21 protein-coding genes are annotated in these 26,057 nt (G+C 61.8%); 17 read left to right on the forward strand and 4 right to left on the reverse strand.

Annotated elements, in window-relative coordinates; translation table 11 throughout:
• The first annotated feature begins 250 nt into the window (after positions 1–250).
• The 4 genes from CD58_RS01690 (at position 251) to CD58_RS01705 (ending at position 7,088) form a co-directional block, all read left to right on the forward strand.
• The gene (locus CD58_RS01690) at positions 251–3,871 is read left to right on the forward strand and encodes a DUF2339 domain-containing protein (protein ID WP_025211362.1); all 3,621 of its coding nucleotides are present in this window, start codon (positions 251–253) and stop codon (positions 3,869–3,871) included.
• A complete protein-coding gene (locus CD58_RS01695) occupies positions 3,868–5,244 on the forward strand; it encodes a DUF3999 domain-containing protein (RefSeq protein ID WP_025211363.1) in 1,377 nt (458 codons plus the stop codon). Before CD58_RS01690 ends, CD58_RS01695 begins: the two co-directional genes overlap by 4 nt.
• 233 nt (positions 5,245–5,477) lie before the next feature.
• The gene (locus CD58_RS01700) at positions 5,478–6,488 is read left to right on the forward strand and encodes a class 1 fructose-bisphosphatase (protein WP_025211364.1); all 1,011 of its coding nucleotides are present in this window, start codon (positions 5,478–5,480) and stop codon (positions 6,486–6,488) included.
• Between the two features lie 3 nt (positions 6,489–6,491).
• Entirely contained in the window at positions 6,492–7,088 is a 597-nt protein-coding gene (locus tag CD58_RS01705) for a DUF924 family protein (RefSeq protein ID WP_025211365.1), read from the forward strand.
• 7 nt (positions 7,089–7,095) lie between these two features.
• Here CD58_RS01705 and CD58_RS01710 read toward each other — a convergent pair whose 3' ends face one another.
• The 3 genes from CD58_RS01710 to CD58_RS01720 all read right to left on the reverse strand — a co-directional run bounded on the left by CD58_RS01710 (position 7,096) and on the right by CD58_RS01720 (position 9,728).
• Positions 7,096–7,428 (reverse strand): type II toxin-antitoxin system RelE/ParE family toxin, encoded by a 333-nt coding sequence (locus CD58_RS01710; protein WP_025211366.1) that lies wholly within the window; start codon positions 7,426–7,428, stop codon positions 7,096–7,098.
• Positions 7,425–7,697, reverse strand: a complete 273-nt coding sequence (locus tag CD58_RS01715) for a type II toxin-antitoxin system Phd/YefM family antitoxin (protein ID WP_025211367.1) — start codon at positions 7,695–7,697, stop codon at positions 7,425–7,427. The genes CD58_RS01710 and CD58_RS01715 overlap by 4 nt, the downstream gene beginning before the upstream one ends.
• Positions 7,698–7,835: 138 nt before the next feature.
• On the reverse strand, positions 7,836–9,728 hold the full coding sequence (locus tag CD58_RS01720; RefSeq protein WP_025211368.1) for a methyl-accepting chemotaxis protein: 1,893 nt from the start codon (positions 9,726–9,728) through the stop codon (positions 7,836–7,838).
• Positions 9,729–10,011: 283 nt separating this feature from the next.
• On the opposite strand from CD58_RS01720, the gene CD58_RS01725 reads away from it, so the two are divergent.
• Both CD58_RS01725 and CD58_RS01730 read left to right on the forward strand, forming a co-directional pair.
• Positions 10,012–10,266 carry a hypothetical protein gene (locus tag CD58_RS01725; RefSeq protein ID WP_025211369.1) on the forward strand — a complete coding sequence of 85 codons (255 nt, stop codon included), beginning with the start codon at positions 10,012–10,014 and terminating at the stop codon, positions 10,264–10,266.
• A 31-nt stretch (positions 10,267–10,297) separates the two neighbouring features.
• A complete protein-coding gene (locus CD58_RS01730; protein WP_025211370.1) occupies positions 10,298–10,867 on the forward strand; it encodes a lipocalin family protein in 570 nt (189 codons plus the stop codon).
• A gap of 121 nt (positions 10,868–10,988) precedes the next feature.
• On the opposite strand, the gene CD58_RS01735 is transcribed toward CD58_RS01730, so the two are convergent.
• Positions 10,989–12,353, reverse strand: a complete 1,365-nt coding sequence (locus CD58_RS01735; protein ID WP_025211371.1) for a formimidoylglutamate deiminase — start codon at positions 12,351–12,353, stop codon at positions 10,989–10,991.
• Positions 12,354–12,496: 143 nt separating this feature from the next.
• Here CD58_RS01735 and hutC point away from each other — a divergent pair, with 143 nt between their 5' ends.
• From hutC to hutG, 11 genes are all read left to right on the forward strand, one after another.
• Positions 12,497–13,207, forward strand: a complete 711-nt coding sequence (hutC, locus tag CD58_RS01740; protein WP_185046008.1) for a histidine utilization repressor — start codon at positions 12,497–12,499, stop codon at positions 13,205–13,207.
• The gene (locus CD58_RS01745; protein WP_025211373.1) at positions 13,204–13,773 is read left to right on the forward strand and encodes a HutD family protein; all 570 of its coding nucleotides are present in this window, start codon (positions 13,204–13,206) and stop codon (positions 13,771–13,773) included. Before hutC ends, CD58_RS01745 begins: the two co-directional genes overlap by 4 nt.
• A 450-nt stretch (positions 13,774–14,223) precedes the next feature.
• The gene (gene hutU, locus CD58_RS01750) at positions 14,224–15,912 is read left to right on the forward strand and encodes a urocanate hydratase (protein ID WP_025211374.1); all 1,689 of its coding nucleotides are present in this window, start codon (positions 14,224–14,226) and stop codon (positions 15,910–15,912) included.
• A gap of 151 nt (positions 15,913–16,063) precedes the next feature.
• On the forward strand, positions 16,064–17,530 hold the full coding sequence (locus tag CD58_RS01755; RefSeq protein WP_025211375.1) for a purine-cytosine permease family protein: 1,467 nt from the start codon (positions 16,064–16,066) through the stop codon (positions 17,528–17,530).
• Positions 17,531–17,600: 70 nt separating this feature from the next.
• Entirely contained in the window at positions 17,601–18,569 is a 969-nt protein-coding gene (locus CD58_RS01760) for an ABC transporter substrate-binding protein (RefSeq protein ID WP_025211376.1), read from the forward strand.
• A gap of 71 nt (positions 18,570–18,640) precedes the next feature.
• Complete coding sequence (locus CD58_RS01765) at positions 18,641–19,492, forward strand: ABC transporter permease (protein ID WP_003196893.1); 852 nt, start codon at positions 18,641–18,643, stop codon at positions 19,490–19,492.
• The gene (locus CD58_RS01770; protein ID WP_049866938.1) at positions 19,489–20,319 is read left to right on the forward strand and encodes a quaternary amine ABC transporter ATP-binding protein; all 831 of its coding nucleotides are present in this window, start codon (positions 19,489–19,491) and stop codon (positions 20,317–20,319) included. Before CD58_RS01765 ends, CD58_RS01770 begins: the two co-directional genes overlap by 4 nt.
• 171 nt (positions 20,320–20,490) lie before the next feature.
• Complete coding sequence (hutH, locus tag CD58_RS01775) at positions 20,491–22,014, forward strand: histidine ammonia-lyase (protein ID WP_025211377.1); 1,524 nt, start codon at positions 20,491–20,493, stop codon at positions 22,012–22,014.
• A gap of 130 nt (positions 22,015–22,144) precedes the next feature.
• Positions 22,145–23,677: a histidine ammonia-lyase gene (gene hutH, locus CD58_RS01780; protein WP_025211378.1), complete on the forward strand. Its 1,533-nt coding sequence runs from the start codon at positions 22,145–22,147 to the stop codon at positions 23,675–23,677.
• A gap of 126 nt (positions 23,678–23,803) precedes the next feature.
• Positions 23,804–25,006 carry an imidazolonepropionase gene (hutI, locus tag CD58_RS01785; protein WP_025211379.1) on the forward strand — a complete coding sequence of 401 codons (1,203 nt, stop codon included), beginning with the start codon at positions 23,804–23,806 and terminating at the stop codon, positions 25,004–25,006.
• Between the two features lie 11 nt (positions 25,007–25,017).
• Entirely contained in the window at positions 25,018–25,821 is an 804-nt protein-coding gene (gene hutG, locus CD58_RS01790) for an N-formylglutamate deformylase (protein WP_025211380.1), read from the forward strand.
• Positions 25,822–26,057 lie beyond the last annotated feature (236 nt).

Consider the following 26,057-nt stretch of genomic DNA (forward strand, 5'->3'; position numbering starts at 1 on the left):
TTCGTCGATATACTAAGCGTCAGTTTCGCCGGGCTAGGTCGTGGCCAGGCTCAGTCAGTGGGGGCGCCGACAATCCACTGTGGGAGCGGGCTTGCTCGCGAAAGCGATGTATCAGGCAGGAAAGATGTCGCCTGACACACCGCTTTCGCGAGCAAGCCCGCTCCCACAAGGTTTGTGCTGTTCCACCAGACTGATCCAGGAGCCACCTTCCCCGGTCATGCCCGCAACGGGCCGCTTAGGGATATCGACCATGCAATGGATCTTGACGTTGTTGGGCCTGGCACTCGGCTGGGTGGTGGATGAGTCGTTCGCCGATGCGCTGATAGGTGCGTTGGTGGGGCTAGGCATTGCCCAGACGTTTCGCCTGAGTCGCCTTGGGGCTCAGGCCACCAAGCAGCAGAGCCTGTTGCAGGAGGCTCAGCAGGACCTGATCACGCTGCAAGCGCGATTGTCTGTGCTCGAGCGCAGCAGTGCTCCTGCGCCGAGTGATCCGGCGCCCGCGCCGGAAATCGTTGTGGCCCAGGCGCCCGAGCCGAAGCCCGAGGCTCGAACCGAGCCTGAGCTGGTCTGGGAGCTGCCGTCAGACCTTGAACCAATTTCTGCGATGGCTACGCAAGCCAGCCAGCCGTTGCCCGATGAGGTTTGGCGTTCCGCGCCAATTGCCCCGAGAGCGACTGCCCGCAAACCGGCTCCGGCGGAACCGGTGGTTGCTGAACCTGTTGCTCCCCGTGGACCGAATCTGTTCGACCGGGCCTTGCTGGGCGCGCGCAACTGGCTGTTTGGCGGCAACACCGTGCTGCGGGTCGGCGTGGTCTTGTTGTTCCTCGGCCTGGCGTTTCTGCTGCGCTATGCCACTGAAGGCATGGTGGTGCCGATCGAATTGCGTTACGCCGGCGTCGCGGCCAGCGCGTTGGGCCTGCTGGGCCTGGGTTGGTGGCTGCGTCAGCGCAACAACAACTATGCGCTGATGCTGCAAGGCACCGGGATCGCGGTGCTGTACCTGACGGTGTTCGCCGCGATGCGCCTGCATCCGCTGCTCGATTCGAAAGCCGCCCTGGGCTTGCTGGTGGCCGTCACGGTGTTCTCGGCGATCCTGGCGGTGACCCAGAACGCCTTGGGCCTGGCCGCGGCCGCTGCGTTGGGCGGGTTTGCCGCGCCGATCCTGACCTCCACCGGCAGCGGCAACCACGTTGCCCTGTTCAGTTATTTCATCCTGCTCAATGCCGGCATCCTCGCGATTGCCTGGTTCAAGGCCTGGCGCCTGCTCAACCTGATCGGTTTTGTCGGCACCTTCGGCATCGGCTTCGCCTGGGGCCTGCGGTCATATGCGCCGGAACTGCTCTGGAGCACCGAGCCGTTCCTGATTGTCTTCTTCCTCATCTACCTGGCGATAGGCTTGCTGTTCACTCGCCGCAAACTGTTGGAAATGAACGACGCCCCCGAGGACGACAGTCGGGACGCGCTGCTGCGTTGGTCGGCACGCAAGGGCGATTACGTGGACGGCACGATGTTGTTCGCCCCACCGCTGGTGGGCTTCGGCTTGCAGTTCGCGCTGGTGCAGCATCTGGAGTTCGCCGCGGCGTTCAGCGCCCTGGCCCTGGGCATGATCTACATGGGCCTGGCCCGCTTGCTGATGGGCGGCCGCGCGCTGTTGCTGGCCGAAACCTGTCTGGCCCTGGGGGTGATTTTTTCCAGCCTGGCGATTCCCTTGGGGCTCGACGCCCGTTGGACCGCAGCGGCCTGGGCCGTGGAGGGCGCGGGGATCTTCTGGCTGGGTCTGCGTCAGCAACGACCTCTCGCGCGAGCCTTTGCCTTGCTGTTGCAACTGGGTTCGGCGCTGGCGTTCCTCAGCGAATTGCGATCTGGCGAAAGCAGCCTGCTCGACGGCTCACCGTTGGGGGCGTTGATGCTCGGCGGCGCGTTGCTGTTCACCTTTTACCAGTTGCGCAAGGCTGAGCCTGAACACACGGCGGCTTGGGAGCGCCAAGGCCTGCCGGTGCTGGCTGTGCTGGGGTTGAGTTTCCTCTACCTGCTGGCACCGCTGTTTTTATTCACCCACGGCACCGCCATCGCCTGGGCCCTGGCCGGACTGGCGACGCTGTTTGTTGGCCTGCGCCTGCAATCGCGCAGCTTCCTGTTCACCGCGTTCGCGGTGCAACTGCTCGGTGGTGCGCTGTTTCTGTTGCGCCTGCAAGGTGCCGAGGGCGATTCGGCGGCGGTGTTCAGTGCCGGCTGGAGCGGTCTGCTCAGCGCCTCGCTGATCGGCCTGGCATTGATTGGCGGCATGTTGCTGGCGGCGCGCGACGACATGGTGCGCAACGATGTCCGATTGCTGCGCGGGTTGTCGGTGGTGTTGCTGGCGGGGCTGGTGCTGATCAACCTCGCGGTGCTGTTCGTCCTGCCTTGGCAAACCGCGAGCGGTGTATGGGCGGCCAGCGGTCTGTTGATCATCTGGCTGAGCCTGTACCTGAAGCAGCGCGTGAGCTTTGTCTTCGGCCTGCTGCTGCAACTGCTCGGCGGCGCGTCGTTCCTGATGGCGGGGCCAGCGCTGCTGGGGCCGCTCAATGCCGAGGGTCTGCGACCCCTGGCCCATAGTGGTTTCTGGACGCCATTGGTATTGGGGTTTGCAGCGCTGGTGGGCGCATGGCGCCTGCAACGGGCACACGCGGCGCAGGAGCTGGATGTCTTGAGCTTGCAACGCCTGTCTGAGCTGTTGCTGATCTGGGGCGCCGGTTGGTGGGCGCTGGCGTGGGTCAGCGAAGTGTTGCGCTTTGCCCCGGCGAACCTGCAGGGCAGCTTGCTACTGCTGGTTGCGGCGATCAGCGTGGCAGTGTGGACCGTCCTGTCGCTGCGTTTGAAATGGCCGGCACTGGGACTGCTGTGCACCTTGCTGATCCCGGCGGCGGGCTGCGTACTGGTGGCGACGGGGCACAGCCACTATCACCCGGCCGCGAATTTCGGCTGGCTGGCCTGGCTGGCGGTATTTGCCGTGCATTTCCTCTCTCTCAAGCGCCTCGCGCCAGTGCTGCCGGCCCAGGCGCGCAGTACGGCCCACGTACTCGGTTGCTGGTTGCTGATGGCGGTATTGATGCTGGAGTTGCGTTACGGCCTGCTGTTGCTGTCGGAGCAGTACAACGCTTGGCGCTGGCTGGCCTGGGCGATCCTGCCAGGTCTTTATCTGGTGCTGATGGCCACGCCGCGTACCTTGCCATGGCCGGTGTCGGCACAACCACGGGAATATCGTGTCTATGCGGCGGCGCCCATGGCGCTGTTGATGCTCGGTTGGTTCTGGCTGACCAACACCTTCAGTGATGGCAACTCAGAGCCACTGCCTTATGTGCCGTTGCTCAATCCCTTGGAGCTGGGCCTGTTGTTCGCCTTGTTCGGTATCTATGTGTGGGCTCGCAACGCCGTGGAACAATCGACGAACCATTGGAATCGCGTCGGGCACATCGCCCAGTTGATCGCCGGTGTGTCGCTGTTCGCGTTCTTCACCGCCCTGGTGATGCGCACTGCCCACCAGTGGATGGGGGTGCCATACGAGCTGGACGCGCTGCTCGAGTCGATGTTCGTCCAGGCCGGGCTGTCCATCGTCTGGACGCTGATCGCCCTGGGCCTGATGATTGGCGGGCATCTGCGGCACCGGCGTGAAGTGTGGCTGATCGGTGCGGCGTTGATTGCCGTGGTCGTGGCCAAGCTGTTCTTTGTTGAATTGAGTAACCGTGGCGGTTTGGCGCGGATCGTGTCGTTTATCGGCGTGGGCGTATTGCTGCTGGTGGTGGGCTACTTCGCGCCGCTGCCGCCAAAACGTCCGGAAACGGCCGTCGAGGCCGAGCCGCCGATGCCTGTCAGTGAGGGAGTGTCATCTTGAGTCGTACGTTGAGTCGGATCGGGCTGGGAGTGGTCGGGTTGTGGGTGGCATTGTCGGCCACGGCCCAGGAGCAACCGGCGGACTTCACCCATCAGGTGCCATTGTCCTTGAGCGGCGAGGGGCCGTGGTATCGCCTCCCGTTGCCGCTGGACGTCCAGTTGCAAGCGCGGCAGACCGACCTGAGCGATCTGCGGGTCTTCAACGCGGCCGGGCAGCCCCAGGCCTATGCGTTGGTGCGTGAGTCGGCCCAGAGCCGGGAAAACCGCACCCTCACCGACGTGAAGTGGTTCCCGCTGTATAACGCCGCCGACGACAGCGAGCGCGCGCCCAGCGTACGTGTGCAGTCGAACGCCAATGGCACGCTGGTGGAAGTCCAGCCATCGAGTCGGCTCGAAGCGGGGGAAGAGGAGCTGCGCGGTTGGTTGCTGGATGCCAGCGCGATCAAGGCGCCGTTGCAGCAGTTGGTCCTCGACTGGACCAGTGAGCGCGACGGCTTCCAGCGGTTCACCATCGAAGCCAGTGACGACTTGCAGCATTGGCAATCCTGGGGAGAAGGTCAGGTGGCGCGCTTGACCTTTGCCGATGAGCGGGTCGAGCAGCATGAAGTGAGCCTGCCAGGGCAATCGGCGCGCTATCTGCGGTTGCTGTGGGATTCGCCGTCCTCCGCGCCAGTGCTGACCTCGGCCCAGCTGCACAGCGCCAGCCGCGAAAGCCTGCCGCTGCCGCTGGTCTGGTCGCAACCGTTGGCCGGCAGCACCACGAAGGCCGGTGAATACACCTGGCAGTTGCCCATGGGGCTGAACATCGAGCAGGTGCAGGTCGAGCTGAGCCAGGCCAACAGCCTGGCGCCGGTGACCCTGGCCGGGCGCCGTGAAAGCAGCCATCCGTGGCAGCCGATGGGCAGTGGCTTGCTGTATCGCCTGACCCAGAACGGCCAGGATGTGCTGCAAAACCAACTGCAGCTGTCCGGCCAGACCGTCCAGCAATTGAAGCTGACGGTGGACGAGCGTGGCGGCGGCCTGGGCACCGAAGCCCCGGCCCTGCGCTTTGCCGTGCGCCCGACCCAGGTGGTGTTCCTGGCGCGCGGCGAAGGACCTTATAGCCTGGCATTGGGCAGCGCGACGGTGAAAGCCGCCAGCTTGCCATTGAGCACGCTGGTGCCCGATTACAAACCGTCGCGCCTGGCGACGCTGGGCACGGCGACAGTGAACGGCATGGCCACTTCGACACCGGCTGCCGCCGCCGCAACCACGCCGGTCACGGTGGATACCAACTGGAAGAAAATCGGCTTGTGGGCAGTGTTGCTGCTCAGCGTGCTGTTCCTTGCGGCGATGGCGTTCAGCTTGCTGCGCAAGCCGCCGGTCAAGAGTTGAGGTGGTTTCATCGCGAGCAAGCTCGCTCCCACAATAGGCCGCGTTCGTCGAAACAACTCGGTCAACGGTGGGAGCGAGCTTGCTCGCGATTCGGTCTGCCAGCGGCCCAAAACCCACAAGCGACCACCACCCCGTGAACTCAATCCTCCATTCCCCGTCTCATAGGAGGAATTAAGTCCCGACTCGCGCTAAACTGCGCTGGTTTTTCCGCCCCTTATCCTTCGGAGCCGTCCATGTCCCGCGTTACCTTGAGTCGCTATTTGATTGAGCAGACCCGTAGCAACAACACCCCTGCCGATCTGCGCTTTTTGATCGAAGTGGTGGCGCGTGCATGCAAGGAGATCAGCCACGCCGTTTCCAAAGGCGCCCTGGGTGGTGTCCTGGGCAGCATGGGTACCGAAAACGTGCAGGGCGAAGTGCAGAAGAAGCTCGACGTGCTTTCCAACGAAATCCTGCTCGAAGCCAACGAATGGGGCGGTCACCTGGCCGGCATGGCGTCCGAGGAAATGGACAATGCCTATCAGATCCCGGGCAAATACCCCAAGGGTGCCTACCTGCTGGTGTTCGACCCGCTGGACGGTTCGTCGAACATCGATATCAACGCGCCGGTCGGTACCATCTTCTCGGTACTGCGTTGCCCGAACGAATACCTGAGCCAGAACGAAGCCTTGAATGAAAAGGCTTTCCTGCAACCGGGCACCGAGCAGGTCGCCGCCGGTTATGCCATCTACGGTCCTCAGACCATGCTGGTGCTGACCCTGGGCGACGGCGTCAAAGGCTTCACCCTGGATCGCGAGATGGGCAGCTTCGTCCTGACCCACGAAGACATCACCATTCCTGAAACCACCCAGGAATTCGCCATCAACATGTCCAACCAGCGGCACTGGGAAGCCCCGGTTCAACGCTACGTCAACGAATTGCTGGCTGGCGAAGAAGGCCCGCTGAAAAAGAACTACAACATGCGCTGGGTCGCCGCGATGGTGGCCGACGTGCACCGTATCCTGACCCGTGGCGGTCTGTTCATGTACCCGCGCGACAGCCGCGAACCGTCCAAGCCGGGCAAACTGCGCCTGATGTACGAAGCCAATCCGATGTCGTTCCTGGTTGAGCAGGCCGGCGGCGCTTCCACCGACGGTCACCAGCGGATCCTCGACATCCAGCCTGAAGGTCTGCACCAGCGTGTGGCGGTATTCCTCGGTTCCAAGGAAGAAGTCGCCCGCGCCACGGCCTATCACAAGGAATAACCCATGGCCGAGCCCTGGCAGCCTTTGCTCGATTGGTGGTTTGGTTCAGCCGGTACGCCGGACGAAATAGCTGCTGAGAAGGGCAAACTGTGGTTCGGCAAACGCCATGATCGTCAGGCGCACGAGCGCTTCGGCGATCTGGTCGAGCAGGCCCTGGCCGGCGGATTGACCGACTGGGCGCAACGCCCGGAAGGTTGGCTGGCCCTGGTGCTGCTGCTCGATCAACTCCCGCGGATGATCTTTCGCGACACCCCCAAGGCTTTTTCCGGCGACCTGCGTGCCCAAGCGCTCGTGGCCCAAGGCATGGCGGCGGGTTTCGACCGGCAACTCAAACCCATCCAACGCGTCTTCATCTACCTGGTACTCGAGCACTGCGAAAACCTGGCGGTGCAGAACGAGGCCGTGTCGCGGTTCATCGACCTGGTCCGGGAGCAACCGGAGACGGAGCGGGCGGTGTTTGAAGACAATCTGGATTATGCCGAACGGCACCAGAAGATCATTTCGCGGTTTGGACGGTTTCCCCATCGCAATGCGGTGTTGGGGCGCGAGTCCACGGCTGAGGAAATTGAGTTTTTGAACAGGCCTGGGTCGCGATTTTAGCGAAGTTCTAAGAGTCGCTTCGAAGCAAGCGTTTCATTAGCAACGCGGGCAAGCTCTTACGGCTGTCGGCAATGATGTGGATGTAGATCGTTTGGCCTCGCACTTCATAAATGATCCTATTCATTCCTGAAAGGATCTGTCGATATTGACCGAGATTAAGCCTTTCGATTTCTTCCGGGATCGATCCCGCATAAGGCAGTGTTGCTAGATGACGGATCGCTGCTTTCAGACTGGCATAGGTGTTTTGCCATGTTTGAGAAGAAAACCGCTCGATTAGATAAACGCGGAGCTCTTTAAGATCTGTTTCGGCCGATTGAAGGATGACAACCTTTAAGCTCATTGAATGTCAGCCCTGTCCAGCTCAGTGAAGACATCCTCAACATCCCGATAATTACCTTCTTCAATTTCCCGGTTGCCCATAGCCAACAGCTTCAACAGCGCCATGGTGTCTTCTTGCTCTTCAAAACTTTTCACATCCATGACTACGAGCTTGGCTTCACCGTTTTGGGTGATGATCAAAGGCTCCCTGCTCTCTGTGATGGTCTTTACGATTTCAGCAGTGTGGCTTTTCAAATAGCTGATGGGTTTGATTTGTGATGACAGCTTCATGGCGTAAGCCTCGAAAGATTGAATGGACTGAGTTTAGTCTTAATTCAGTCTTGAGTCAGGTGGCACTGACCAAATGTCTATTGGCTTAGGCTGACACACCCCATCGCGAGCAAGCTCGCGATGGGGCCTGTCCAGGCACTAGATCCGGAAGCTACCCACCAACTGCTTCAACCGCGCCGCTTGCTGCTCCAGGTCGGCACAGGCGCGCAAGGTGGCTTGCAGGTTTTCCACGCCTTCCTGGTTCAGCGTGTTGATCTCGGTGATGTCGACGTTGATCGACTCCACCACGGCGGTTTGTTCTTCGGTGGCGGTGGCCACGGATTGGTTCATGCCATCGATTTCACCGATGCGCTGGGTCACGCTGCCCAGGCGTTCGCCGGCCTGGTTGGCGATGCCGACGCTGCTTTCGCTCTGGCGCTGGCTGTCGGTCATGGTCAGCACCGCTTCCCGTGCGCCGACTTGCAGCTCTTCGATCATCTTCTGCACTTGCTGCGCCGAATCCTGGGTGCGGTGGGCCAGGTTGCGCACTTCATCGGCCACCACCGCGAAGCCGCGCCCGGCTTCACCGGCGCGGGCGGCTTCGATGGCGGCGTTGAGGGCGAGTAGGTTGGTCTGCTGGGAAATACTGGTGATCACCTCGAGAATCTGGCCGATGTTCACCGTATTGCTGTTCAGGACTTCAATGTTGCCGCACGAGTCGCTGATCTTGGCCGACAGCTGCTGCATGGCCGCGATGGTTTTATCCACCACGTGCTGACCGTCTTCGGCCAGGCTGCGGGCATCGCTGGAATGCTGCGAGGCGAGGGCGGCGTTCTGGGCGATTTCCTGGGCGGCGGCGCCGAGTTGGTTGATGGCCGCAGCCACGCTGCTGGTGCGCGAAGCCTGCTGGTCGGAGTTGAACATCGACGAGTTGGACGCACTGACCACCCGCAGGGCGACTTCGTTGACCTGGCCGGTGGCCGAGGCCACTTCGCGGATCGAGGTATGGATGCGCTCGACAAACCGGTTGAAGGATGTGCCCAGTGCGCCAAATTCATCCTGGCCGTGGATGACCAGGCGCCGGGTCAGGTCGCCTTCGCCTTCAGCGATGTCGTGCATGGCGCGGCCCATGGTCAGCAGCGGTTGCATCAGCACACGGATGAGCATGCCCAGCAGGGCGATGATGAACACCACGGCAATGGTCATGGCGATCAGCGCCGAGGTACGGAACTCGCTGAGCATCGCCAGGGCGGTGTCTTTGTCGAGCACCAGCGCGACATACCAGTTGGCTCCCGGCACGCCATTGACCTGCGTGAAGGAGATGAATTGGGTTTTGCCGTCGAGCTCCACTTCCTTCATGCCCGGGCTGACTTGCAGCCCGCCGTTGGGGTAGGCCTCGGCCAGGGTCTTGAGTACGCGCTTGCTGTCGGGGTGGATCAGGATCTTGCCGTCGGCGCTGACGATGAACGCGTGGCCGTGGCCGCCGAAGTTCAGCGAGTTGATGATGGCGCTGACGCTCGACAGGTCGATATCCGCACCGGCCACGCCGATCATCTGACCCTGGTGCTGTACCGGCGTGGCGACGGTGATCACCAGTTTGCCCGACGAAGCGGCGATGTAGGGTTCGGTGACGATGGCTTGTTGGGCGCTGTTGGCAGCTTTGTACCAGCCACGGGCGCGCGGGTCGTAGTCGGCGGCGCGATTGCCGGCCGGTACCGAGAACATTACGCCGTCAGTGCCACCGAAATAGCTGAGCTGAAAGTTGCTGGTGTACGCTGGCAGGCCCACGGCGCGTTTGAGGCTGTCGGCTCTACTGCCGTCCACGGCGATCTGTTGGGCCAGCGATTGCAGCAGTTGGGTGCGGCCTTCGACCCACGTCTGAATGTTGCGACTGGTCAGGCTGCCGAGCTCCTGCATGGAGGTTTCCGTGCTGGCGTGCAGGCTTTGGCGTTGACGATAGTCGTTGAACAGGATGAAACAGGCGAATGCAACGGCTACCACGAGCGCAGCAGCCAGCAGGATTTTGTGGCTGAATTTCATGTTTCTGGTCATTAAGAACGCTACCGCACAGGAGCTGGTCAGGAAGGGGTGCCAATGTGCCATAGCGCAGGTCTTCGCGCTGTTCTTTTTATCGGCGTGAAAGCGCCGGGGATCAGGCTGCGCCGGGCTGATCCCGACGAAATGCACGATCGTGTCACAAACTGACTGTTCAACCGATGAAACACCTGCCGGGAGCCCAATAAATACTGGGGTCCTCGGGGAACCAGATAGGGGTTTTCTCTTCTAAGGTTCTGGTTGGCAGCCAGCCAACCCCTTCTGCTCCAGGAGTTACACCATGTCGCTGCGATCTATCGCCTTGTTGTCGTTGTGCGTCTTATTGACTGCATGCAGCAAGGTCAACCAGGAAAACTATTCGAAACTGTCGGCCGGCATGCCCAAGGCCGAAGTCGAGACGTTACTGGGGAAACCGACCGATTGTTCGGGTGCGCTCGGCATGTCCAGTTGCACCTGGGGCGACCAGAAAAGCTTTATCAGCGTGCAGTACGCCGGTGACAAAGTGTTGATGTTTTCCGGCCAAGGCCTGAAGTAAACCGGGGCCAAGTGCCCGCGGGAGAAAAATAATGATGCGGTTATTGTTAGTGCTTTTAGCTGGCCTGGTTTTGGCTGGCTGTGCCACTTCTGGCGAAGATCCGTTGGCGCCCAAGACTGTCGATAGTGTCAACCTCAAGCGTTACCAAGGGACCTGGTACGAGTTGGCCCGCCTGCCCATGTATTTCCAGCGCAACTGTGCGCAATCCGAGGCTCACTACACCCTCAAGCCTGACGGCGATGTGGGTGTGCTCAATCGCTGCCTGACGTCTGACTGGCAGTGGGAAGAAGCCAGGGGCACTGCTACCCCGCAAGTGCCGGGCAAGACCGACAAGCTTTGGGTCGAGTTCGACAACTGGTTTTCGCGGATCGTGCCGGGCGTGGCGAAAGGGCAGTACTGGGTGCTGTACGTCAGCGACGACTACAAGACCGCCATCGTCGGCGACCCGAGCCGTCGCTACATGTGGCTGCTGTCCCGTACACCGACCGTCAATAGCGTGGTGCGTGAAGAACTGCTGAGCAAGGCGCGTCAGCAGGGCTATGACACGACACGGTTGATCTGGCGTGCGTCGGATCGGCAGATGGCCAAGACCTCGGATTGATTGCCTCCCAATAGCCAATGTGGGAGCGGGCTTGCTCGCGAAGACGGACTTGCAGTCAACATCTCTGTTGAATGTGAAGGCCTCTTCGCGAGCAAGCCCGCTCCCACATTTTTTATCCGTGTCAGCCCAGAAGTTCGCGCAATACCTGGGTAAACGCCCGAGCGCTTTCCTCTTCCACGGCATGACGCCCGTCCCGCACAACCCACTGTCCGCCGACCATCACGTCGCGCACCTGACGGTCCCCGCCGGCAAATAACCAGCGGTTGAGGATCCCGTCGCCTTGGGCCGTTGCCAGGTACGGATCGTTGCCATCGAGCACCAGCCAGTCGGCGCGCTTGCCGATCTCGAGGGCGCCGATCGGTTGCCCCAGGGCCTGGGCGCCACCGTCCAGCGCCGCATCGAACAAGGTGCGACCGACCATCGGCTGATCCGTCCGGTACAAGCGGTTGCGCCGTTGATCCCGCAGCCGTTGGCCATATTCCAGCCAGCGTAATTCTTCCACCACGCTCAATGACACATGGCTGTCGGAACCGATGCCCAGGCGTCCACCCTGAGCGAGGAAGTCCACGGCCGGGAAGATACCGTCGCCCAGATTGGCCTCGGTGGTCAGGCACAGGCCGGCAATCGCCCGGCTTTTGGCCATGAGGCTGACTTCGTGGGCGTTGGCGTGGGTGGCGTGGACCAGGCACCAGCGCTGGTCCACCTCGGTATTTTCGTACAACCATTGCAGCGGACGGGCGCCGCTCCAGCTCAGGCAGTCATCCACCTCTTTCTGCTGCTCGGCGATGTGAATGTGCACCGGGCAATCGCGGTCGCTCGCGGCCAGCACCTCTTGGATCTGCCCAGGCGTCACGGCGCGCAAAGAGTGGAAGCACAAACCCAGTGCCTGGACCGGTTGCCCGGCCAGGATCGGCTGCAAGCGTGACTGAAGCTTCAGGTAGTTTTCGGTGCTGTTGATGAAGCGTCGCTGTCCGTCATTGGGTGCCTGGCCGCCAAAACCGGAATGGCTGTAGAGCACCGGCAACAGCGTCAGGCCGATGCCGGCGGCGCTGGCGGCATGGCTGATGCGCAAGGCCAGCTCCGCTGGGTCGGCGTAAGGCGTGCCGTCGGTGTCGTGATGCACATAGTGGAACTCGGCGACCGAGGTGTAACCGGCCTTGAGCATTTCGATGTACAGCTGTCGAGCGATGATGCCGAGTTGATCGGGGCTGATTTTTCCGACGAGACGGTACATCAAGTCGCGCCAGGTCCAGAAGCTGTCGTTGGGATTGCCCGCCACTTCCGCCAATCCGGCCATGGCGCGCTGGAAGGCGTGGGAGTGCAGGTTCGGCATGCCCGGCAGCAGGGGCCCCCTCAACCGTTCGGCGCCGTCTGCGTGAGAATCGGCCTGGACATGAGTCAGGACGCCCTTGGCGTCGACTTCAAGACGTACAGCATTGGCCCATCCACTAGGCAGCAGTGCGCGTTCGGCAAAGAAGGCGGACATGGTTCAACCTCATCGTGCGTAATTTGTATATACATATACAGACGTTTGCCTGGCCGGTAAACTCCGGCAAGCTAGCAACCTTATTCGCAGAACAGGGAACCGCCGTGCCGACTCCGCCTGCCAAACCGCCGCTGGCCGCAAACATGGGTGACAGTCCGGCGCCCTTGTACGCCCGCGTCAAACAGATGATCACCCAGCAGATCGACAGTGGAAACTGGCCGCCGCATTACCGCGTGCCGTCGGAAAGCGAGCTGGTCAGCCAGCTGGGTTTCAGCCGCATGACCATCAACCGCGCCCTGCGGGAAATGACCGCCGACGGCCTGTTGGTGCGTATGCAGGGTGTCGGCACTTTCGTGGCCGAGCCCAAGAGCCAGTCCGCGTTGTTCGAAGTGCATAACATCGCCGACGAAATTGCCTCCCGTGGGCATCGCCACACGTGCCAGGTCATCACCCTGGAAGAAGAGGCCGCCGGTTCCGAGCGCGCCCTGGCCCTGGACATGCGGGAAGGGCAGAAGGTGTTCCACTCGCTGATCGTGCATTTTGAAAACGACATTCCCGTGCAAATCGAAGACCGCTTCGTCAATGCGCTGGTGGCACCTGATTACCTCAAGCAAGACTTCACTTTGCAAACGCCTTACGCCTATCTGAACCAGGTCGCACCGCTGACCGAAGGCGAGCATGTGGTCGAAGCGATCCTTGCCGAGCCGAGCGAATGCAAACTGCTGCAGATCGAACGGGGCGAGCCGTGCCTGTTGATCCGCCGCCGGACCTGGTCCGGCCGCCAGCCAGTGACCGCCGCGCGGCTGATTCACCCCGGTTCCCGTCATCGTCTGGAAGGTCGGTTTCATAAATGAGTGACTTGAAGGTTTTACGCGCTGCGGATTACCCACGCATGCCGTGGAAAAACGGCGGCGGCAGCACCGAAGAAATCACCCGCGATGCGGGTACCGGCCTGGAAGGTTTCGGCTGGCGTCTGTCGATCGCCGATATCGCTGAGTCGGGTGGCTTTTCCACGTTCGCCGGTTACGAACGAGTCATCAGCGTCTTGCAGGGTGACGGCATGAGCCTGAGCGTCGATGGCCAGGTCACGCGGCCTCTGCATCCGCTGGACCCCTTTGCGTTCAGCGGCGAGAGCCATGTGTTTTGCACGTTGCTGGGTGGACCGATTCGTGACTTTAACCTGATCTATGCGCCGCAACGTTACCGGGCGCGGTTGCAGTGGTTGGGCGGCCAGCAGCGGTTTTTCAGTGACGCGGAAACGGTGCTGGTGTTCAGTGCCGCCCCGGGACTGGCTATCAAGATTGGTGAGTCCGCTGTGGACTTGGGTCTCTACGACTGTTTGCAACTGAGCGGTAACACCGGGTTGGTGGATGTCTCCACTCACGGTCAATGCTGCGTGATTGAGCTGACGCCCCATTGATTTCCGGCTAACACACTCTCGTGGCGAGGGAGCTTGCTCCCGCTCGGGTGCGCAGCGCCCGTGGTTTTTTGGGGCCGCTGCGCAGCCCAGCGGGAGCAAGCTCCCTCGCCACAAAAAGCCTTGTCCTCGCTGTTTCCTCTTTGCGCACCAATTTGTTACCGAATGCCCCAGCGTGGCGCAATACCATGCTTCTGTGACCCTCCGATTGCCCTCTCGAAAACCCTCTTAAAAAATTTCATGCCGCTCAGCAGCCCTGAAATCACAAGGCTTTCAGCCAATTCCCCAACCGTTTCTGAACGCCACCTCCAACAACTTGGCCGCTTGATTGCATATGCTTGTACATACAAGTAAAGACGTATGCGTATGAGTCACCGATCTTCTACGCAACGTTCGCTAAATCGCTGCCCACCGCCCGGGCTGGTCTGGATTGATCGCTGAGGAGTTTTTGCTGTGACCGACGCTACCCGCAAACCCGAAAAATACCGTGATGTTGTCATTCGCGCCCCACGCGGTAACACGCTGACCGCCAAGAGCTGGCTGACTGAAGCACCGCTGCGCATGTTGATGAACAACCTTGATCCGGAAGTGGCCGAGAACCCCAAGGAACTGGTGGTCTACGGTGGCATCGGCCGTGCGGCGCGTAACTGGGAGTGCTACGACAAGATCGTCGAAAGCCTGACCAACCTGAATGACGACGAGACCCTGCTGGTGCAATCCGGCAAGCCGGTCGGCGTGTTCAAGACCCACACCAACGCTCCGCGCGTACTGATCGCCAACTCCAACCTGGTACCGCACTGGGCCACCTGGGAACACTTCAACGAGCTGGATGCCAAGGGCCTGGCCATGTACGGCCAGATGACCGCCGGCAGCTGGATCTACATCGGCAGCCAGGGCATCGTCCAGGGCACCTACGAAACCTTCGTCGAAGCCGGTCGCCAGCACTACGACAACAATCTCAAGGGCCGTTGGGTCCTGACCGCCGGTCTCGGCGGCATGGGTGGCGCCCAGCCGCTGGCCGCCACCCTGGCCGGTGCCTGCTCGCTGAACATCGAGTGCCAGCAGGTGAGCATCGATTTCCGTCTCAAGACCCGCTACGTCGACGAGCAGGCCACCGACCTGGACGACGCCCTGGCCCGTATCGAAAAATACACCGCCGAAGGCAAGGCCATTTCCATCGCCCTGTGTGGGAACGCCGCTGAAATCCTGCCGGAAATGGTTCGTCGTGGTGTGCGCCCGGACATGGTCACCGACCAGACCAGTGCCCACGACCCGCTCAACGGTTACCTGCCGGCCGGCTGGACCTGGGACGAATACCGTGCCCGCGCCAAGACCGAACCGGCTGCCGTGGTGAAGGCCGCCAAGCAATCGATGGCTGTCCACGTCAAAGCCATGCTGGCCTTCCAGAAAATGGGCGTGCCGACCTTCGACTACGGCAACAACATCCGCCAGATGGCCCAGGAAGAGGGCGTCGAAAATGCCTTCGACTTCCCAGGCTTCGTCCCGGCCTACATCCGTCCGCTGTTCTGCCGCGGCATCGGTCCGTTCCGCTGGGCCGCGCTGTCCGGCGATCCCCAGGACATCTACAAGACCGACGCCAAGGTCAAGGAACTGATCCCCGACGACGCCCACCTGCACAACTGGCTGGACATGGCCCGCGAGCGCATCAGCTTCCAGGGTCTGCCGGCGCGGATCTGCTGGGTCGGCCTGGGCCAGCGCGCCAAGCTGGGCCTGGCCTTCAACGAAATGGTGCGCAGCGGCGAATTGTCGGCGCCTATCGTCATCGGTCGCGACCACCTGGACTCCGGTTCCGTGGCCAGCCCCAACCGTGAAACCGAATCCATGCAGGACGGCTCCGATGCAGTCTCTGACTGGCCGCTGCTCAACGCCTTGCTCAACACCGCCAGCGGCGCGACCTGGGTGTCGCTGCACCACGGTGGCGGCGTCGGCATGGGCTTCTCCCAGCATTCGGGCATGGTGATTGTCTGTGACGGTACCGACGAAGCGGCCGAGCGCATTGCTCGTGTGCTGCACAACGACCCGGGTACTGGCGTGATGCGCCATGCCGATGCCGGTTACCAGATCGCCATCGATTGCGCGAAAGAGCAGGGGCTGAATCTGCCGATGATCACTGGCAAATAACCCGAATTCCCCGGTGGGAGCGGGCTTGCTCGCGAAGGCGGTTTTACATCCGACACATGTGTTGAATGACACACCGCATTCGCGAGCAAGCCCGCTCCCACAGGGGGCTGTTCCACCATAGAGCCCCAAAACAATCCACAGAGGTTGAACCATGGCTGTCACCCGCACACGTGCAAGCAGCAAGCCGTTGATCGAGAAACGTTCGATCGACTACATCCCGGAAGCGGAGAGACACGGCCGATTGTTGAGCCAGTTCACCCTCTGGATGGGGGCCAACCTGCAAATCACTGCCATTGTCACCGGTGCCTTGGCGGTGGTGCTGGGCGGTGATGTGTTCTGGTCGTTGATCGGGTTGCTGATCGGCCAACTGCTCGGCGGTGGCGTCATGGCGTTGCATGCCGCACAAGGACCCAAGCTTGGCCTGCCGCAGATGATCTCCAGCCGGGTGCAGTTTGGTGTGTATGGCGCGGCCATCCCGATCGTGCTGGTGTGCCTGATGTACCTGGGTTTCACCGCAACGGGAACGGTGCTTTCCGGCCAGGCGCTGGGCCAGTTGTTTGGCGTCAGCGACAGTGTCGGCATTCTCATTTTCGCCAGTGTCATCGTGCTGGTCACGGTGCTCGGGTATCGAGTGATTCACTTCATTGGCCGTGTCGCCAGCATCATTGGTGTCATTGCCTTCGTTTACCTGTTCGCCCGCCTGATCAGCCAGACGGACGTTGGCGCACTCCTGCAAATCCGCCATTTCAGCTGGAGCAGCTTCCTGCTGGCGGTGTCGCTCGCGGCCTCCTGGCAGATCGCCTTCGGCCCCTACGTGGCTGACTATTCGCGTTACCTGCCGAGCAAGACGTCCTCGGTGAAAACTTTTTTTGCCGCAGGCGCAGGTTCAGTCATCGGCGCACAGGTGGCGATGATCCTCGGCGTGTTTGCCGCCGCCTCGGCCAACGGGCAGTTCGCCGGCCACGAAGTGGCCTACATCGTTGGCCTGGGTGGTACCGGCGCCACCGCTGCGCTGCTGTACTTCAGCATCGCGTTCGGCAAGGTCACCATTTCCACGCTGAACTCCTACGGCAGCTTCATGTGCATTGCCACCATCATCAGCGGTTTCCGTGGCCACCTGAACGTAACGCGCTTGCAGCGTCTGGTCTTTGTGCTGGTCATCGTCGGCGCCGCGACCCTGATCGCGCTGCTCGGCCAGCACTCGTTCCTAGGTGCGTTCAAGTCTTTCATCTTGTTCTTGCTAGCGTTCTTTACGCCTTGGAGCGCGATCAACCTGGTGGACTACTACTGCATCACTCGCGAGCGCTACGACGTGCCGGCACTGGCCGACCCGAACGGTCGCTATGGGCGCTGGAACGCCCTCGGTATCAGCGTCTATGTAGTAGGCGTACTGGTTCAATTGCCGTTCATCGCCACCAAGTTCTATACCGGTCCGCTGGTGGAGGCGATGGGGGGTGTGGATATTTCCTGGATCATCGGCCTGGTGGTTCCGGCGGCGCTGTATTACCTCGCCGCCAGGAAGTGGCACAGCGCAGTACCCGATCAATTGATCCTGCCGATCGAGCAGGACGCGGTTGACGCACAACCGAGCAGGGCGGGCCGCATTCAAGCGGTCTGATGGGACGTTGACAGGGCTGGATGCCTCTTGACTGCCGTAAGCCAATCCAACTGATTAGGAGCGTCACATAATGAAGTCGAACAAGACCCTGCTGACCACATTGCTTTCCATGGGCCTGCTGGCCAGCGCCGGCGCTACGCAAGCGGCGGGTTGGTGCGAGTCGGGCAAACCGGTGAAGTTCGCCGGCCTGAACTGGGAAAGCGCCATGCTGCTGACCGACGTCCTGCAAGTGGTGCTGGAAAAAGGCTACGACTGCAAAACCGATAGCCTGCCAGGCAACTCCATCACCATGGAGAATGCCCTGAGCAGCAACGACATCCAGGTGTTTGCCGAAGAGTGGGTCGGCCGCAGTGAAGTCTGGAACAAGGCCGAGAAGGCCGGCAAAGTGGTTGGCGTCGGCGCCCCGGTCGTGGGCGCCATCGAAGGCTGGTACGTGCCGCGCTACGTGATTGAAGGCGACGCCAAGCGCAAGCTTGAAGCCAAGGCGCCGGGCCTGAAGAACATCGCCGACCTGGGCCAGTACGCCGCCGTGTTCAAGGATCAGGAGGAACCGTCCAAGGGCCGTTTCTACAACTGCCCAGCCGGCTGGACCTGCGAGCTGGACAACAGCGAAATGCTGAAAAGCTATGGCCTGGAAAAAACCTACACTAACTTCCGTCCAGGCACCGGCCCGGCCCTGGATGCGGCGGTGCTGTCGAGCTACAAGCGTGGCGAGCCGATCCTGTTCTACTACTGGTCGCCAACGCCGCTGATGGGCCAGGTGGACCTGGTGAAACTGGAAGAGAAACCTGGCGTGGATAAAAGCGTGAGCATCAAGGTCGGCCTGTCCAAGACCTTCCACGACGAAGCTCCAGAGCTGGTGGCGGTACTGGAAAAGGTCAATCTGCCGATCGATATCCTGAACCAGAACCTCGGGCGCATGGCCAAGGAGCGGATCGAGTCGCCGAAACTGGCGAAGATCTTCTTGAAGGAACATCCTGAAGTCTGGCACGCCTGGGTCAGTGCAGACGCTGCCAAGAAAATCGACGCGGCTCTGTAGGTCGAATCTTTCCCGGCCAACCGTGGGGCTGGCCGGGACGTTCACCGCATCCACTTGATCGAGAGTCTCTTATGTTTCCCGAAAGCTTTACCTTCTCCATCGCCGATTGGGTCAACGGTTGGGTCGACTCCCTGGTGACCAACTATGGCGATGTGTTCCGGCACATCTCCGACACCCTGCTGTGGGCCATCGTCAACCTCGAAGGCCTGCTGCGCATGGCGCCTTGGTGGCTGATGCTGGCCATCGTCGGCGGTATTGCCTGGCACGCCACCCGCAAGGTCGTGGCCACGGCAGTCATCGTCGGCCTGTTGTTCCTGGTGGGTGCGGTAGGCCTGTGGGACAAACTGATGCAGACCCTCGCGCTGATGCTGGTGGCGACGCTGATCTCGGTGTTGATCGGCATTCCCCTGGGCATCCTCTCGGCGCGCAGCAATCGCCTGCGTTCGGTGCTGATGCCATTGCTGGACATCATGCAGACCATGCCGAGCTTCGTGTACCTGATTCCGGTGTTGATGTTGTTCGGCCTGGGTAAGGTCCCGGCGATTTTCGCCACGGTGATCTACGCCGCGCCGCCGTTGATTCGCTTGACCGACCTGGGGATTCGCCAGGTCGACGGCGAAGTGATGGAAGCCATCAACGCCTTCGGCGCCAACCGCTGGCAGCAGCTGTTCGGCGTGCAATTGCCCCTGGCCCTGCCGAGCATCATGGCCGGGATCAACCAGACCACCATGATGGCCCTGTCGATGGTGGTCATCGCCTCGATGATCGGCGCCCGTGGCCTGGGCGAAGACGTACTGGTGGGCATCCAGACCCTCAACGTCGGACGTGGCCTGGAGGCCGGGCTGGCCATCGTGATTCTCGCCGTGGTCATCGACCGCATTACCCAGGCCTATGGTCGTCCTCGGCATGAGGTGAGCAAATGAACAACGCAGCCATCAGCAAGATCGAAGTCAAGAACGTCTTCAAGATTTTCGGCAATCGCTCCAAGGAAGCCCTTGCGCTGATCCACCAGAACAAGACCAAGGACCAGGTGCTGGCTGAAACCGGTTGTGTGGTTGGTGTGAACGATCTGTCGTTGAGCATCGGCACTGGCGAGATCTTCGTGATCATGGGCCTGTCCGGTTCCGGCAAATCCACTCTGGTGCGCCACTTCAACCGGCTGATCGACCCCACCAGCGGCGCGATCCTGGTGGACGGCGAAGACATCCTGCAACTGGACATGGACGCCCTGCGCGAATTTCGCCGGCACAAGATCAGCATGGTGTTCCAGAGCTTCGGCCTGCTGCCCCACAAGAGCGTGCTGGACAACGTCGCCTATGGCTTGAAAGTGCGCGGCGAGAGCAAAGAAGTGTGCGCCGAGCGGGCGCTGCACTGGATCAATACCGTGGGCCTGAAGGGCTACGAGAACAAATACCCGCACCAGCTCTCCGGCGGCATGCGCCAGCGCGTGGGCCTGGCCCGGGCCTTGGCGGCGGACACCGACATCATCCTGATGGACGAAGCCTTCAGCGCCCTCGACCCACTGATCCGCGCGGAAATGCAGGACCAGTTGCTGGAGCTGCAAAAGACCCTGCACAAGACCATCGTCTTCATCACCCACGACCTCGACGAGGCCGTGCGCATTGGCAACCGCATCGCGATCCTCAAGGATGGCAAGCTGATCCAGGTCGGCACGCCCCGGGAGATCCTGCACTCGCCGGCGGATGAGTATGTCGATCGGTTTGTGCAGCGGCGAGCGGCGGTGGTGTGAGGCTGTGGTGGGCGTGCTTTTGTGGCGAGGGAGCTTGCTCCCGCTGGGTGGCGCAGCCGCCCCACAAATCTTGTGAGCGCTGCGCACTCAAGCGGGAGCAAGCTCCCTCGCCACAAGGGCTATGCCTTGAGCCAGATGTGCTGCTGAGATGAATTTTCCATGAGGTTGAGGATGTCCCAGGCTAAAAAAATCGTAATCGCCGACACCCCCCTGCGTTGGCAGGACGTGGTCGCCGTCGCTCGTTTCGGCGCTGTGCTTGAGCTATCGGCCCAAGCCTGGGCGCGGATCGACAATGCCCAGGCCATCGTCCAGCGTATCGTCGAAAGCGGTGAGCGCGCCTATGGCGTCAACACCGGCCTGGGGGCCTTGTGCAATGTCTCGCTCAAGGACGAACAACTCAGCCAACTGTCACGCAACACCCTGCTCAGCCATGCCTGTGGCGTCGGCGCGCCGCTGACCGATGAACAGACCCGGGCGATTCTCTGCGCCGCCATCCTCAACTACAGCCAGGGCAAATCCGGCATCCATCGTCGGGTGGTCGAGGCGTTGCTCGCGCTGCTCAACCAGGGCATCACACCGCAAGTGCCGTCCCAGGGTTCGGTGGGTTACCTGACCCACATGGCCCACATCAGTATCGCGCTGCTGGGCGTCGGCCAGGTCAGCTATCGCGGGCAAATCATGCCGGCGCAACAGGCCCTGGCTGCCGAAGGCTTGCAACCGGTGCAGTTGGGCGCCAAGGACGGTTTGTGCCTGGTCAACGGCACCCCATGCATGACCGGCCTCAGCTGCCTGGCCCTGGCCGATGCGACGCGCCTGGTGCAATGGGCCGACGTAATAGGCGCCATGAGCTTCGAGGCCCAGCGCGGGCAGATTGCCGCGTTCGATGCCGAGATCATCGCCCTCAAGCCGCACCCAGGCATGCAACAGGTCGGGATCAACTTGCGGGCCGTGCTCGACGGTAGCGAAGTCATCGCCTCGAGCCTGGGCATTCGTACCCAGGATGCCTTGAGCATCCGCTCGATCCCCCAGGTGCACGGTGCTGCTCGCGATCAGTTGGCGCACGCACGGCAACAGATCGAAACCGAGCTCAACGCCGCCACCGATAACCCGCTGTTGCTCGGCACGCCTGAAAGTTTCCGGGTGATGTCCCAGGCCAATCCCCACGGCCAGTCAGTGGCGATGGCGGCGGACCTGCTGGCGATTGCCATGGCCGAGATTGGCTCCATCGCCGAACGCCGCCTCGACCGCCTGATCAACCCCCACGTCAGCGGCCTGCCGGCGTTCCTGGTGGCCAATCCCGGCGTGAACTCGGGAATGATGATCGTGCAATACGTGGCGGCGTCGCTGTGTGCGGAAAATCGCCAACTGGCGCAACCGGCGGTGCTCGACAACTTCGTCACCTCGGGCCTGCAAGAAGATCATTTGAGCATGGGCACCAATGCTGCCTTGAAGCTGCACAGGGCGCTGGAAAACTGCACGCAGATCCTGGCCATCGAATACCTGCTGGCGGCCCAGGCTTTTGAATTTCTCAAGGCGCAGCGCTTCGGCGCCGGCACCGATGTCGCCTGGAAACTGCTGCGCGAGCGCGTTCCGGCCTATGACCAGGACCGCTGGTTGGCGCCGGATATCGCCAGCGCCGCCGCGCTGCTCAAAGATCCCTTTGTGCTGCACGATGCTTTACCAAATTTGAATTGATCAAAAAACCGACAGCGTGCCAAGGCACCTATTGCCCATAAAGCATCGCTCAAAAAGCGAAGGTGACGGATAACGGAACATTCCGGAGCGATTGGCGGGTGAATAAAAACACTCTCAAAAGGAGCATGAAATGACAGCTTTGAACTTGATCCCCGGCCAACTGAGCCTGGCTCAATTACGTGAGATCTATCAGCAACCGGTGACCTTGAGTCTCGACGCCAGTGCCTCGGCGCAGATCGAGGCCAGTGTGGCCTGCGTGGAGCAGATCCTCGCCGAGAACCGCACCGCCTACGGCATCAACACCGGTTTCGGCTTGCTGGCCTCGACCCGCATCGCCAGTGAAGACCTGGAAAACCTGCAGCGTTCCCTGGTGCTGTCCCATGCCGCGGGCGTGGGTGAGCCGATCAGCGATGCACTGGTCCGACTGGTCATGGTGCTCAAGGTCAACAGCCTGAGCCGGGGTTTTTCCGGCATCCGTCGGCAGGTGATCGATGCGCTGATTGCGCTGATCAATGCCGAGGTCTATCCGCATATTCCGCTTAAAGGTTCGGTCGGTGCTTCCGGCGACTTGGCCCCGCTGGCCCACATGTCCCTGGTGCTGCTGGGCGAAGGCAAGGCGCGCTATAAAGGCGAATGGCTGCCTGCCGTCGATGCCCTGAAAGTGGCCGGCCTTGCGCCGCTGACCCTGGCGGCGAAAGAAGGCTTGGCGCTGCTCAACGGCACCCAGGTGTCCACCGCGTTTGCCCTTCGTGGCCTGTTCGAAGGTGAAGACCTGTTCGCCGCCGCCCTGTCCCTGGGCAGCCTGACGGTGGAAGCGGTGCTCGGTTCGCGCTCGCCGTTCGACGCGCGCATCCATGCCGCTCGCGGCCAGAAAGGCCAGATTGATGCCGCCGCTGCTTACCGCGATCTGCTGGGCGAGCGCAGCGAAGTGTCTGATTCGCACCAGAACTGCGACAAGGTCCAGGACCCGTATTCCCTGCGCTGCCAACCGCAAGTCATGGGCGCCTGCCTGACCCAGTTCCGCCAGGCCGCCGAGGTGCTGGTGATCGAAGCCAACGCCGTGTCGGACAACCCGTTGGTGTTCGCCGCCGAGGGCGACGTGATTTCCGGCGGCAACTTCCACGCCGAACCGGTGGCCATGGCCGCCGACAACATGGCCTTGGCGATTGCCGAAATCGGCTCCCTGAGCGAGCGGCGGATTTCGTTGATGATGGACAAGCACATGTCGCAACTGCCGCCGTTCCTGGTGGCCAATGGAGGAGTGAATTCCGGCTTCATGATTGCCCAGGTCACCGCTGCCGCCCTGGCCAGCGAAAACAAGGCACTGTCCCATCCGCATTCGGTGGACAGCCTGCCGACCTCGGCCAACCAGGAAGACCACGTCTCCATGGCCCCGGCCGCTGGCAAGCGTTTGTGGGAAATGGCCGAGAACACCCGTGGGATCCTGGCGGTGGAATGGCTGGCGGCGTGTCAGGGGTTGGACCTGCGGGGCGGTTTGAAGACCTCCGCGAAACTGGAACAGGCGCGAGCCCTTTTGCGTGCAGACGTACCGTTTTATGAGAAGGACCGGTTCTTTGCGCCGGACATCAATGCGGCCAGTGAGTTGTTGGCCAGCCGTTGCCTGAATGAACTGATCACGGCGAAGTTGTTGCCGAGCCTGTAAGGGCCTCATCGCGAGCAAGCTCGCTCCCACAGGGGTAGGGGTTGAACATTCATTTGGGGTACACCCTGACCCTTGTGGGAGCGAGCTTGCTCGCGATTCGATTTTGAACGCGACGAGGAAACCGGGATGAAAACCCTCTGGCAAAACTGCCACGCCGCCACCATGGCCCAGGGCGTCTACTCGATCATCGAAGACGCCGCCATCGTCACCCAGGGCGAGCACATTCAATGGATCGGCCCGCGTGCCCAACTGCCGGCCGGTGACTACCCGGCGGTCAACGACCTCAAGGGCGCCTGGGTCACCCCGGGGCTGATCGACTGCCACACCCACACGGTGTTCGGCGGCAACCGCAGCGGTGAATTCGAGCAGCGCCTGCAAGGCGTCAGCTACGCCGAGATCGCCGCGGCCGGCGGCGGCATCGCCAGCACCGTGCGCGCCACCCGGGCCGCCAGCGAAGACGAGCTGTTCGCCAGCGCCGCCAAGCGCCTGAAAAGCCTGATGCACGACGGTGTGACCACAGTAGAAATCAAGTCCGGCTATGGCCTCGACCTGGTGAGCGAGCGCAAGATCCTGCGGGTTATCCGCCGTCTCGGCGCCGAGTTGCCGGTCAGCGTGCGCAGCACCTGCCTGGCGGCCCACGCCTTGCCACCGGAATACAAAGATCGCGCCGATGACTACATCGAACATATCTGCGCCGAGATGCTGCCGGCCCTGGCGGCCGAAGGGCTGGTGGACGCGGTAGATGCCTTTTGCGAATACCTGGCGTTTTCCCCGGCGCAGGTCGAGCGGGTGTTTATCTGCGCGCAACAACTGGGGCTGCCGGTGAAGCTGCATGCCGAGCAATTGTCGTCGCTGCACGGCTCAAGCCTGGCAGCCCGTTATCAGGCGTTGTCGGCCGATCACCTGGAATTCATGACCGAGGACGACGCCAAGGCCATGGCTGAATCCGGCACCGTGGCCGTGTTGCTGCCGGGGGCCTTTTATTTCCTGCGGGAAACCCAGCTGCCGCCCATGGACGCCCTGCGCAAGCACGGCGTGAAGATCGCCGTGGCCAGCGACCTCAACCCCGGGACTTCGCCGGCGTTGTCGTTGCGCCTGATGTTGAACATGGCCTGCACCTGTTTCCGGATGACGCCCGAAGAAGCCTTGGCCGGGACGACGATTCATGCGGCCCAGGCCTTGGGCATGGCGCAAACCCACGGTTCGCTGGAGGTCGGCAAGGTGGCGGATTTTGTTGCCTGGCACATCGACCGCCCGGCCGACCTGGCGTACTGGCTCGGTGGCGATCTGGAAAAACGCGTCGTGCGTCACGGCGTTGAAATCGATTGAGGAGAACGGTTGTGGAGAAGGTTCTGAATTTCAAGCAAGGGCGCGTGCCGCTGTTGATCAGCATGCCCCACGCCGGCCTGCGCCTGACCCCGGCGGTGCAGGCCGGGCTGATCCCCGAGGCGCAAAGCCTGCCAGACACCGATTGGCACATTCCCAGGCTCTACGAGTTCGCCGCTGAACTGGGCGCCAGCACCCTGGCCGCTGAGTATTCACGGTTTGTCATCGACCTGAACCGTCCCTCTGACGACAAGCCGATGTACGTCGGCGCCACCACCGGTTTGTACCCGGCGACGCTGTTCGATGGCGTGCCGTTGTTTCGCCAAGGGTTGGAGCCGTCGGCTGAGGAGCGGGCGACTTACCTGCAACAGGTCTGGATGCCGTATCACCAAACGCTGCAACAGGAACTGGCGCGGCTCAAGGCCGAGTTCGGCTATGCCTTGCTGTTCGATGCCCACTCGATTCGCTCGGTGATCCCGCACCTGTTCGACGGCAAGCTGCCGGACTTCAACCTCGGCACCTTCAACGGCGCCAGTTGCGACCCGACGCTGGCCAGCCAGCTCGAAGCCATCTGCGCCCGCCATGATGAATTCACCCATGTGCTCAACGGGCGGTTCAAGGGCGGACACATCACCCGGCACTATGGCAACCCGGCCGAAGACATCCACGCGGTGCAGCTGGAGCTGTGCCAGAGCACCTACATGGAAGAGTTCGAACCGTTCAACTACCGCGCCGACCTGGCGGAGCCGACCCAGGTGGTGCTCAAGCAATTGCTGGAAGGCTTGTTGGCGTGGGGGCGGAAGACCTACAAAAAATAAACGGTGCGCGTACCTCTGTGGCGAGGGGATTTATCCCCGCTGGACTGCGCAGCAGTCCCAAAAACCTGAAGGCACCTTGTAGAGCCGGTGTAGATCATCCATTTTTTGGGGCCGCTTCGCGGCCCAGCGGGGATAAATCCCCTCGCCACAGGATTGTGTTTGTCCTGGAGCCTCGTACGAGATCTGTCGCCACCGTGCAAAACCGAGTCGCCACAGGTCACCTTCACCCCCTCGGC

The sequence above is a fragment of the Pseudomonas brassicacearum genome, assembly GCF_000585995.1.
GTDB lineage: Bacteria > Pseudomonadota > Gammaproteobacteria > Pseudomonadales > Pseudomonadaceae > Aquipseudomonas > Aquipseudomonas brassicacearum_A.